The following is an 11,894-nucleotide window of genomic DNA, read 5'->3' as shown; positions in this document are numbered from 1 at the left end:
TTCTTTGTAGCTAATTATGAATAATACATCTGCTTATCTACCATCAGGGTATATACTTCGGACTGGTAGACATAAAGATATATGGGGAATTATTAAAATATATTATTTTGAATTGACAAATCATATGTTTTTTCGGTTAATATTGTTTTTTTGTATAGTATTAATTGGGCTTTATTTATTAATTACTGATGATATTACAAAATTAATTTTATTAATTATTGCTATTGGATGTTTAGCAATAATTATACCTATAATCATTTTAATACTTTTACAAATTTTATCAATTATACAAGAATCTAAAACATCAGAGATGTTAATGATTGAATATAGACAAAAAGTTGTTGCTTTCTCAATCTTTACCCATCTCAAAAACTATTCAGAAATTAAGAAATTACACGTAAAGTATAATCATCGCCATAAAGGTTTAGGTTCTTATTTAGTACGAACAATAATACAAAAAGTTAATAATCAACCAATTTATCTGCTTGCTGCTCCCAAAGCGCTTCATTTTTATATTCGTCTAAAATTTGTACCAATACCTAGACATAAATTACCAAAAATCTATAGTAAAGCTTCTCACCAAGGATTTATTGTTCTAGGATTTATATCAAAGTAAGTTATCAAGGTAACTTTTGTGTTCTAACCTAGAAAATTATGTGGAAAACTCTTTTACTGCTGTATATCCAGTAGTTATTATTCGCAAGTGAAAGAACTATAAATAAGTAGGTAAATTTTTACCAGCTTTGGATAGTTGACTTTAACAGCGTTGTTGTTTTTTGAATATTGATAACAGCAAACAAACAAACCCCATTATTACTAACGATACTGAAGAATTCGGTTCTGGCACTGATTGAGGATTTTGCCAAGGCTGATAATCGATCGCATCTTCTGGAATGATATTGAGTGATGCCAAAAATTGCTCAATATTGTTAGATAGATCGCTGTTACTAATATCAGTATTTTTAGAAGAGATGAGTCGGTTAAACGTTTGCGTACTTGATGCATCAAAATCTTTTGTTAATACCAGAAAATTTTGGCCTATTTTACCTATAAGGGAGTCAATTAAGTTGTTAACATCAGTCTTGACTTCCTGCGGAGATAAATTTAAGCTACCGATGTTATTGACGTTTCCAGTAGTTGCATTATCGCTATCTGTTAGCCAATTACCATTACCAACAATTGTATTTCCATCGGTAAAAACCCAATTACCATTACCAATAATTGTATTATTTTTACCAAAATCCCAGTTACCGTTTCCAATAGTTGAGTTATCGCTGCCGAAGTGCCAATTGCCATTTCCTAGCGTTGAATTGTTACTTCCGTTGTCCCAATACCAGTTACCATTGCCCAGGTTTGTATTATCCTTTCCAAATAACCAGTTGCCATTGCCAATGGTTGCGTTGTCATTATTAAAGTTCCAGTTTCCATTGCCTATGGTTGCACTGTTATTGCCATAATCAGAGTTAAAATTACCAACTGTTGCGTTATTCTTACCAAAGTTTCTGTTAGCATTACCAACGGGTGCGTTACTCTCATTAAAACGTGGAATATCAATATTAGATGTATTTCCACTGTTACTAAAAGGTATATTATCACCAAGGACTTCTCTTAACGGATCGAAAGGCGATCGCTCAAGTACACTCCCACTATCTAAAATTAGATTACCGCCATTTAGAAATGGGTTTGTACCTCCTGCCAATGTTTTGTCAACGTCCTTAAAAAAATTGTCACCTAGAACTAACTTCAAGCGATCGAAAATTAATTGTTGAAGTCCACTACCAGCATCGCCAGCAAAAGGGTTAATAGTCCCACCTGGAATATTTCCGCCACCATTACCAAGAACAATATTGTTATCATTTGTTAATAGGTTGCCTTCAGCATAGAAATTACCATCGGTAGCAAAGGAACTACTGTTATACAGGTTGCTACCACTCCCTGCATTAAAGGTGTTAATCTCGTTATTTATGGAATCGATAGCAGATGCTTCCATTGGCATTAATTCTCCTATTTGCTCCAAAAATTTATTTAAATAAAGGCTTTTATCGTTTTGGTTGTGAACGAGAGAGAAAATTTTGCCTCAAGGCTTTATAGTAAAAATTTTCAGTGCATAACACGGCTAATTAGCATAGTATGTACTGAAAAAATCATTATTATTTCCTTATGGCGATCGAGTGATTTACTTAAGAATTATAATTACTGTGTTGATTAAGCAAATGGAATTTGTCCGCCACCGAATGATGGGATTTGTCCACTATTACTACCACCAAATGATGGGATTTCTCCACCACCAAATGATGGGATTTGGCTAGGATCGAATGATGGGATTTGTCCACCATTACTACCACCAAATGATGGGATTTGGCTAGGATCGAATGATGGGGTTTGTCCATCACCAAATGATGGGATTTGACTAGGATCGAATGATGGGGTTTGTCCATCACCCAGTTCTTCGTCCAACTTTGAATTAACCAGGTTGTCAATAGTAACTCTTAAATTAAATCCGTCTGGTATTTCAGTTGTGCTGATAGTAGTGCTTTGACTGCCAGCGCCTGTCAAAGGATCGCGGTTACCGCCTCCAGCAGATGGATTTACACCGCCTGCAAAGATATTCCAAAAGTTGTCGCCAGCAAAAGGATTACCACTGTAGGGTAAATTATCGCCGCCACCACCACCGAATGGACTACCACTATTTTCTCCATCACCAACACCGCTGAATAGATTGGAGAGTTCCTCTGGACTGAGAACTTCACTCAGGCGGCCGAAGGGTGAATTTCTTAATGGATTGTCCCCATCAGTAGAAGAGTTACCGCCACCACTATTAGTTATATCTGCCATCACTAATCCTCCTAAATTGTAAGCATAAAAATCTTCCTAGCTTACAGTAATCTGACTTAAATATTGCTATTTTTAGTAAACTTAAAAAGTTTATCTAGCCAGCTTTAAATCAGATTTTCTGTTCAAAAATTTCAATGAAATTCATATAGCTATATGAAATACAAGATTAAGTCTCTTCCATGACTTTTGTGTTGGCAAGCTAGTTAGTAGCTCTGGTATTGTTTGTTTATCTTGTCAAAATATAGATAATCAATCTTTAACCAATGCTACCTACATTTACAATTTATGTGATTTAAGCGATCGCGGCAATGAAAAATGTTTTGATAGATTTACCAAACTTGTAGATATTTTTATTCAATAAATGAAGAGAATTCGCTAAAAATTTTGGAGAATAAAATTATATTTTGGCTAAATATGATAAGTAGGCGGGTTTTGAAAATTGTCGTTATGACAAGGCAGGAGGCAGAAGCCACAAGGTTGACGCTGAGCGTAGCCGAAGTGCAGAAGTTAAGGTTTTTTGAGCGACTTTACTTTCAGTTACATACTTCGGTTTTTTTGCGCCGTTCTACTTATTGGGATAAACAAGATTTTGATAAATTTGCCAAATTTTTAGATATTTATTGTCAAATTTTTAGATCCCTAATTAATCTGCCTTAGTTTGAGATTCCATAACTTTTATGCATTGTTATACCCTTAGACCGATGACAATAAATAGTATAGCCAATCTTTGAATCGCGTAAACTACTTTCATCGGTACACCTACACTACGTCGTATATGCTTGGGGTGAAGAACAATTATTTCAATCTTGAATAATTTAAAATAATTCTATAATGTGATTTTTCAGTACTTCAATTAACTCTTCCTTACTGACTTTGTGTTCAGCAACTTGCATTGTTAATTGATAAGCTTCTTCTTTTGTCATAGTAAGTTCGTATTCATTTAAGTTCAAAAATGCCACCATAACAGCAAAAGCAGTTCGCTTGTTTCCATCTACAAAAGCATGATTATTATTTATGTGAAACAAGTATGCTGCTGCTTGTTCCGTTATTGTGGGATGTAAAAACTCTCCTCCAAAAGTTGCTTGAGGTTGAAAAATAGCAGATTCTAGCAAGCCTTCATCGCGTATACCTAGTGAGCCGCCATATTCACGAATCAGATCGCTATGTATACTTAACACCTGTTCTTTTTCAAAAAAATTACGACTATGCAAGATTTTTGTAAACCCAATCCCATTTTTTCTTGGAAGCCAAAAAAGTAAGCATAACTTCTGATTCTTGAGGAGTGATATCTCCCAAATCTAACGCATTAATATCTTCTTGAGATAATGCGTTTGCTCGTAAACTAACTCTGATTATTGATTGTAGTACGTGTTTTAGAGTTTCTACAATAACGTAGTCTTCATCTTTTCGATCGCCAGTAGAGATATTCTCACTTTTAAATTGCTTGTATAACTCTACAAAACCATCTGTCTGAATTTTGAGATATTTTTTACCACCTTTATCTAAAAGAAAGTCCGAGTATTCATCCAAAATTTGTTTTAATAAAAAATTGCATCTAACAAACAGTAGAACTTGTGGCTCACCTTGTTTTACTGTTTCCTCAGTTTTTTTAGATAGTCTAATCAGCTTATCAGTTTTTTGCCGATAGAGTTTTATATCGTCTGCAAGCCGATCGAGAGATATCTGGCGACTATTAGCCAACTCAAGTATCTCCGCCATCGCTTCATCTTGTGGGTTAGCATCATTCAAGCATTTCTCAAGTATTTCTAACCTTTCTTGAATGCTAGTAATTATTTCTTGTGGAAATGTAAAGCTATGTACCATCTTTTATGTACCTGGCTTGTGAGGTTATAAGCTTCCCCTAAAATTACTTTAACTGGCAAATGCAGACTGTTGTGTTTAATCACAAAATTAATCTGCGCTTATTCGCTGTTCTACCGCCAAACCGATCGCAATAAATAGCACAGCCAATCCCTGAATCGCGTAAACTACAGTCAACGGCACACCTGCGCTACGTTGCATGACATTGGCGCCACTGCGAAGTGCAGCAAAAAATAGGGAAGTTAACACTACACCGAAAACACTACCACGACTTAAAAAAGCGATCGCAATTGCATCAAATCCATAACCAGGCGAAACTTGTTCAAATAACCGAAATTTCAACCCCATCACCTCGGTTCCACCAGCTAACCCGGCTAAACCACCCGCTAACGCCATCACCAGCATAATAGTGCGTTGTACGGAAATACCAGCATAACGAGCAGCATTCGGGTTAAATCCCACAGCTGCAATTTGGTATCCTAAAGGCGATCGCACTAACAATACCCACAATATCGCCGCCGCAATTAACGCCAGCAAAATCCCCGCATGGGCAAGACTCCCCGGTAAAATAATCGGTAATTGAGCAGATTTAGCAATCAGTGGCGAATAAGGACTAGGTGCTGCTGGTGCTTTCAGAGGATTTTGCACCAAATAGCTAACTAAATTCACTGCAATATAATTCAACAGCAACGTAGTAATTACCTCATTCACTCCGCGCACTGCTTTCAGATAACCAGGAATCCAACCCCAAACTGCACCTAGAAAAAATCCTGCTAACAACGACAGCGGAATGTGAATGAAAGCTGGTAATCCTTGCACATATAACCCAATTAAAGTACTTCCCAAAGCACCTAGATAAATTTGTCCTTCGCCACCGATATTAAATTGACCGGCACGCAGCGCCACCAATACTCCTAAACTAGCGAATAATAGCGGTGTCATTTTGGTAAGAGTATTGCCCAATCCAAAGTAAGTAGAAAGGGATTCTTGAAATAAAGCTGTGTATGCAACGATGGGATTTGCTCTAGCGCACAAGATGAGAATTGCACCAACGAGTAGGGCAGATGCGATCGCAATCAATGGTGATAAGATTGGTAACAGGCGTTTAACGCGATTCCTATTAATCATGATGCGTGTTTGCCAACCTCATACCTTGACTGAGAATCATTACAAGATTATTGCGGAGATTTAAAACTGAAAGTTGAAGCTTAGAGGCTCAAAGTTCGAGTTCAAAACCCCAACGTTTGAGTTCAAAACCTCAACATTTCAGTTCAAAACCCCAACGTTTCAGTTTAAAACCTCAACGTTTTAGTTCAAAACCTCAACGTTTCAATTCAAAACCCCAACGTTTCAATTCAAAACCTCAACGTTTCAGTTTAAAACCTCAACGTTTCAATTCAAAACCTCAACATTTCAGTTCAAAACCCCAACGTTTCAATTCAAAACCCCAACCTTTCAATTCAAAACCTCAACATTTCAGTTCAAAACCTCAACGCTCAAACTTATTTCCCAATGCCCCATGCCCAATGCCCCATACTTCGACTTCGCTCAGTACAAGTGCCCCAACCCTTATAATCCCAACTCTTCCGGAAAGTCCAGCATGATATTGAGATTTTGGACTGCGGCGCCGGATGCGCCTTTGCCTAAGTTGTCAAGACGAGCAACTAGCAGCGCTTCTTTGGTAGCGTCATTGGCGAAGACAAAAATCTGAACAAAGTTGGTGCCGTTCATTGCTTTGGCATCTAGAAACGTTCCGTCTCTGAGAAGTGTGGGTTCTTTAAATGGAGCAACTTGGACAAACTTTTCACTTTGGTAATAGTCAGCGATCGCTTCATAGATTACCTCACCTGATGGCGGATTATCCAAAATCCACAACGGCAAAGGCACTTGAACTAACATCCCCTGCTCAAAATCCCCCACTGACGGTACAAATAGCGGCGGCGATGCTAACCCAGAAAAGTAGTGCATTTCCTTAACGTGCTTATGCCCAAACTGCAAACCGTAGATGCCATAGGGATAAAGCGATTCTCCCCCGGCTTGCTGTTGGTGGAAAGCATCGTACTTTTGAATCAGATTTTTACCGCCACCAGAGTAACCTGACACTGCATTCACGGTGATGGGAAAGTCAGCCTTTAAAATTTCTTTGGCAATTAACGGACGGATACAAGCCAAAAATCCCGTCGGGTAACAACCGGGATTGCTTACAAACTGGGCGCTGGCGATTTTTTCTCGCTGTCCTGGATTTAGTTCCGGAAAGCCATATACCCAACCCTGTGCTGTACGATGGGCAGTACTGGCATCAAGAATTTTAACGCTAGTATTAGTAACTAAGCTCACAGCTTCACGGGCGGCATCATCAGGCAGGCAGAGAATGACAACATCCACAGCATTAAGCAGTTTAGCTCGCTCAGTGGCATCTTTTCGTTTAGATGCCTCAATGCTAACGATCTCGATGTCATCCCGTTGGTTGAGGCGTGAGTAAATTTGTAAGCCTGTGGTTCCTGATTCTCCATCAATGAAAATCTTCGGTTTAGTAGTCATGCGATCGCCATCTTAACTTTATATATTAAGTGGTATTTTAAAACACTTATAGTAATCCGCTTTGATTTTTGAACTTAGTTGGCTTCGCAGGCAATAGGCAACAGGAAAGAAAATTTTTTGAGTTGAAGGCAAATTGTATCAAAAATCAGATGGGAGTGCTATAGCAGTTATTAAATTTTAAGACGAGAATTTAGACCAAAATCAAACTTACCATGCAATCGGGAAACTCTGATTTCCAACTATTTACTCTTCATTTTTTCAACAATCTTTAAAAGGCTTTAAATCTCTCTTGCTCTTTCCATAACTTGGCATCATTGCAATTTAGAGTATTTATTCCTAGTTAAGTGGGTGTAAATTGCCACAAACATTGCAGACAAATAACTTGGATTTTTTTGGAGAAAAATATTCTCTGAATGTGATTTAAGTGCAACATCTGGGAACAATTTATGGGATTCAGGTTTTTGCTCTGTACTTAGCACTTACTAAGTGCCTAAAAAGTACATAAACCTGTTGAAAATGCTGCCCATATTTTTGCAATTTAAAAATGCTCAATTCTGAAATTCAAAAAGACCTTCGTTATAATTTTGCTGTTAATGTTGTTGAAAGTGGATTTTTTGGATTAGGAAGCGGTTTTGCTTCGTATATCACGATTATTCCTCTATTTGTTAGTGGTTTTACCGATTCTGCATTGCTCATCGGTTTGATACCGGCTATTCCCCGTTTAGGTTACCAATTACCTCAGCTATTAACCGCTGATAAAGTAGCTCGACTACAATATTACAAATCGACTGTAATGCTGTTAACAATTCACCAGAAACTTCCTTTTCTGGGATTAGCACTGGTGGCTTTGTTAGACTTGAAACTCAATAACCAAACTATCTTAGAACTAACATTTGCCGTACTCATTTGGCAGGGACTAGGCAGCGGATTTAGTTCTATTCCTTGGCAGAGTATGGTTGCTAAAATTGTTCCCTCTGGAAAGCTTGGTATTTTTCACGGTTCCTTAACTGCGTCTGCTAATCTGATGAGCGTTTGTGGTGCTGTGATAGCTGGTTTATTGCTTAAGCAAATTGCCCAACCATTTAACTTTGCTCTGTGTTTTTTGTGTGCGAGTTTGGCGATGGCTCTATCTTGGTTTTTTATGTCTAGAACGCGAGAGCCGATAAGTAACTCATCATCTCCCATTGAGAGTAAACGTGAATTTTGGGATAGCCTTAGTGCGATTCTCCGATGGGATAGGAATTTCCGTTACTTTACGATCGCACGTCTGATTTCACAGTTAGCACTGATGCCCCTTCCGTTCTATACACTCTATGCCGTACATCGATATGGTATGGGACAAGAATCTGTTGGGTTCATTACTGCTTTACTGATGCTCACGCAAACTATTTCTGGATTGGTTTTGGGTTGGATTGGCGATCGCTGGGGTAACAAGTTAGCTTTGGAGGCTGGTTGTATTGCCTGTGCTATCAGTTCGGCTCTAGCTGGGCTAGCACCAAATGTAAACTGGTTTTACTTGGTGTTTATCGGAGCAGGAATAGGTGCGATCGCTCTGCAAAATGTTGCTGCTGTCATGACTTTAGAGTTTGGTAACCAACACCAACGACCAGCCTATATTGGTCTGGGTAATACCCTTATCGCCCCTGCCACCATCATTGCTCCCATACTAGGCGGATGGATAGCGGACAATATTAACTATCAAACTACCTTCTGGGTGGCAGCTATCGGTGGATTGCTTACAGCACTGCTTTTGCACCTAGAAGTACGCGATCCACGCTATATGGAACAAAATTTGAGTAATGTTGACTCCTAAACTTCTTAATTACGAATTGGTATTAGTCCATCCAACCGAGAGTGCGTTTGACTGCTTTTTGCCAAGTAGTAAAATTCGACAAATTGCTCTTTGGCTCGAATACGCACTCAATCTGACGTTGCTGCACCAATGCTTCATAGTTCTGCCAAAATCCCACGGCTAAACCTGCTGCGAATGCCGCACCCTGAACGGTAGTATCGCGCATTATCGGACGTTCAACCGGGATGCCTAAGACATCAGCTTGAAATTGCATCAAAAAATCGTTCTCGCAAGCACCACCATCTACGGTTAATCGCCCAACTGGCGTACTACTAGATGCATTTATCGCCTGCACTACTTCCACAACTTGGTAAGCGATCGCCTCTAACACGGCGCGTACTAAATGCTCTGGTTGTGCGCTGGCGGTAATCCCGAAAAATGCTCCCCTGGCGCTCATATCCCAGTAGGGTGCGCCCAGTCCGCTAAATGCAGGTACAAAATATACGCCGCCATTATCTGTAACTCGATTTGCCATTGCTTCAGTTTCAGCCGCAGTTTTAATCAGCTTCAAGCTATCGCGCAACCATTGGATACAAGCACCACTAGTAAACATACTGCCCTCTAAGGCATAGCCAATATCCAAAACGCCGCTGGGATTCCTTTGCGTCCATGCCACTGTGGAAATGAGTTTTTCGGGCGATCGCACAATTTGAGAGCCAGTGTGAGCTACCAAAAAGCTACCAGTACCGTAAGTACATTTCATCAAACCAGGGCGATGGCAGCCATGACCAAACAAAGCAGCTTGCTGATCCCCCAAAATCGCACTAATGGGAATTTCCGCACCCAATAAGGTAGCATCAGTAACTCCAAATACCCCTAAACTCGGCTGAATCTGGGGCAAAATTTCAGCCGGAATCTGGAACAACTTTAAGAGAACCTCATCCCACTCACACGTTTTGAGATTCATTAACATTGTTCGACTGGCGTTGCTGTGGTCGGTAGCATGAACTTTTCCGCCTGTAAGTTTCCATAGCACCCAAGTATCAATAGTTCCTGCTAAGACATTGTTTAGATCTACATCTGTAAACTTGTCTAATAGCCATCTGAGCTTAGTAGCAGAGAAGTAGGCATCGATAATTAATCCGGTGCGATCGTAAATTTCTGGAGCATAGCCTTCCTGTTGTAACTTCTGACACAGTGGAGCAGTGCGCCGGTCTTGCCAAACGATCGCTTTATGAAGTGGTTTTCCTGTAGTTTTGTCCCAAATCAAACAGGTTTCACGTTGCACAGTCAATCCTAACGCTGCGATCGCTGATGGGGAAATTTTGGCATTGGCGATCGCCGTTTCCATCACCCAGCAGGTATCCTGCCAGATTTGTTCGGGGTCGTGTTCTAGCCATCCTGGCTGTGGATAATACTGAGTCAATTCTTTGTATGCCTGCCCGACAATTTTACCTTCTGCGTTAAACACAAAAGCGCGGTTGCCGGTAGTACCCAAGTCTAGCGCCAAGATGTAGCCCGATGATGGAGTTGTGCTGCCAACTGTGTCCATAGTCGCTTTTAATGATGCTTGTCGATATCCGTCAAATCAGATATACATTATTTTGCGTCCAGCTAACCAAAGAACTCAAACACAAATACCGAATTCACCTTCTCCGACTTTCGTCGATATTAAATAGCAAAATTTGAATTCCCAATCAAAAAAATATGGAAATGCAAACCAACCAATTGTAGTAATACAGCAAGCCTAATTTATTCGCGACCAGAGAATATTTTCTCATCTCTCCTCTCTTGCCTCGTGCGTGAGATTTTTTCCGATGTTCGCATTCTAAATAGGATTACTTTTTTTGAGGTTCCATTAAAATGAAATTACAAAAATATAACAAATTTGCAACTTTACTCAGCGTCGGATGGATGTTATCTAATTTTGCTGCTGCTTATGCTGCTGATAACTTCCAAATAGCAGATACTTGGAGCAAGAATACTACAAATACAAATCTTTTTAATCTTGCATCCAATTCCATACCCCAACCAAAACTAGTTTTTATCGGAACAGAACCATATACAGTATCAGGCAAGAATTTTCAAAGATATAAATTATCAGTAGCAAACTGGAATGCATTCCCTGACAACTTATTTACAAAAGCTCCAAATTTACCTCCTTGTGGAGAAAATAATAATTCTTCTCGGACTTGGGTAAATATTTATAATGGTCAAAGCAACCAACGAATTTATGGCTTTTGTGCATTTTCTTCTGCTGAAAATTTAAAGTCTCTTTGGTTTGCAGTTGAACAAGGTGAAGTACCACCTCAATCGATATATATCATTTTAAAAGATAGAAGATCCAACAAAGAATATCGTTCTAATTTAGTGTCATTAACACAAGAGACACAAGCAGTTCAAGAAGACTGTATTACTTTCAATCCTAATAATGTTAGTGTTAACCAAGTTAGCGATCGCTGGAAAATAGTTGAAAATGGCGATCGCTGGATGTTTGACTTTGGTAACAAAAAAGATGAAGCCACACGTGCCCTCAAAGTTATCAAGCACTATGGCATGAATAAATCCTGTTTTGTTGGAAGACCCCAACCATCGCTCCAATATCTATTGGTAAATAGTAGCGCTCCTTCTGGTTCGCTACAAGGTGAAGATTGTGTATCTTTTAATCCTGCTACTACAACCGTTAATCGAATCAATAATCGCTGGAAAATTGTAGACGGCAACCATTGGATGTTTGACTTTGGCAATAATAAATCTGAAGCGACAACATCATTAGCGATTATCAAAAAATATAACTTTACTCATTCTTGCTTTGTTGGTAGACCCGATCCAAATTTTACTTACCTGCGCCGATAAAGAGGGGAAAAGGTTAAAGGTAAAAGGGAAAAGGAATGAACAAGTCGCC

At 39.1% G+C, this 11,894-nt stretch carries 11 protein-coding genes; 4 read left to right on the top strand and 7 right to left on the bottom strand.

Annotation, left to right across the window (positions count from 1 at the left end; all coding sequences use genetic code 11):
- The first annotated feature begins 16 nt into the window (after positions 1–16).
- Positions 17–616, top strand: a complete 600-nt coding sequence (locus NSTC745_RS24125; RefSeq protein ID WP_445633221.1) for a GNAT family N-acetyltransferase — start codon at positions 17–19, stop codon at positions 614–616.
- A 141-nt stretch (positions 617–757) separates the two neighbouring features.
- Here the strand turns inward: NSTC745_RS24125 and NSTC745_RS24120 are convergent, their stop codons facing one another.
- Positions 758–1,990, bottom strand: coding sequence for a hypothetical protein (locus tag NSTC745_RS24120; RefSeq protein ID WP_445633220.1), 1,233 nt, complete (start codon positions 1,988–1,990; stop codon positions 758–760).
- A gap of 215 nt (positions 1,991–2,205) precedes the next feature.
- Entirely contained in the window at positions 2,206–2,835 is a 630-nt protein-coding gene (locus tag NSTC745_RS24115) for a hypothetical protein (protein WP_445633219.1), read from the bottom strand.
- Positions 2,836–3,282: 447 nt separating this feature from the next.
- Here NSTC745_RS24115 and NSTC745_RS24110 point away from each other — a divergent pair, with 447 nt between their 5' ends.
- Positions 3,283–3,492 (top strand): hypothetical protein, encoded by a 210-nt coding sequence (locus NSTC745_RS24110; RefSeq protein ID WP_445633218.1) that lies wholly within the window; start codon positions 3,283–3,285, stop codon positions 3,490–3,492.
- A 158-nt stretch (positions 3,493–3,650) separates the two neighbouring features.
- Here NSTC745_RS24110 and NSTC745_RS24105 read toward each other — a convergent pair whose 3' ends face one another.
- The 4 genes from NSTC745_RS24105 to argC form a co-directional block, all read right to left on the bottom strand.
- Positions 3,651–4,046, bottom strand: a complete 396-nt coding sequence (locus tag NSTC745_RS24105) for a type II toxin-antitoxin system death-on-curing family toxin (protein ID WP_445633217.1) — start codon at positions 4,044–4,046, stop codon at positions 3,651–3,653.
- Positions 4,039–4,659: a hypothetical protein gene (locus NSTC745_RS24100; protein WP_445633216.1), complete on the bottom strand. Its 621-nt coding sequence runs from the start codon at positions 4,657–4,659 to the stop codon at positions 4,039–4,041. The genes NSTC745_RS24105 and NSTC745_RS24100 overlap by 8 nt, the downstream gene beginning before the upstream one ends.
- Before the next feature lie 87 nt (positions 4,660–4,746).
- The gene (locus NSTC745_RS24095) at positions 4,747–5,784 is read right to left on the bottom strand and encodes an ABC transporter permease (RefSeq protein WP_445633215.1); all 1,038 of its coding nucleotides are present in this window, start codon (positions 5,782–5,784) and stop codon (positions 4,747–4,749) included.
- A 441-nt stretch (positions 5,785–6,225) separates the two neighbouring features.
- On the bottom strand, positions 6,226–7,197 hold the full coding sequence (gene argC, locus NSTC745_RS24090; RefSeq protein ID WP_445633214.1) for an N-acetyl-gamma-glutamyl-phosphate reductase: 972 nt from the start codon (positions 7,195–7,197) through the stop codon (positions 6,226–6,228).
- A 544-nt stretch (positions 7,198–7,741) separates the two neighbouring features.
- On the opposite strand from argC, the gene NSTC745_RS24085 reads away from it, so the two are divergent.
- The gene (locus tag NSTC745_RS24085) at positions 7,742–9,010 is read left to right on the top strand and encodes an MFS transporter (protein ID WP_445633213.1); all 1,269 of its coding nucleotides are present in this window, start codon (positions 7,742–7,744) and stop codon (positions 9,008–9,010) included.
- A 22-nt stretch (positions 9,011–9,032) separates the two neighbouring features.
- Here NSTC745_RS24085 and glpK read toward each other — a convergent pair whose 3' ends face one another.
- Entirely contained in the window at positions 9,033–10,541 is a 1,509-nt protein-coding gene (gene glpK / locus NSTC745_RS24080) for a glycerol kinase GlpK (protein WP_445633212.1), read from the bottom strand.
- 311 nt (positions 10,542–10,852) lie between these two features.
- On the opposite strand from glpK, the gene NSTC745_RS24075 reads away from it, so the two are divergent.
- Positions 10,853–11,845: a hypothetical protein gene (locus NSTC745_RS24075; RefSeq protein ID WP_445633211.1), complete on the top strand. Its 993-nt coding sequence runs from the start codon at positions 10,853–10,855 to the stop codon at positions 11,843–11,845.
- The last annotated feature ends 49 nt before the right edge of the window (positions 11,846–11,894 follow it).

This window comes from Nostoc sp. DSM 114161, from assembly GCF_052692665.1.
This window is presented reverse-complemented; position numbering and strand designations above follow the sequence as displayed.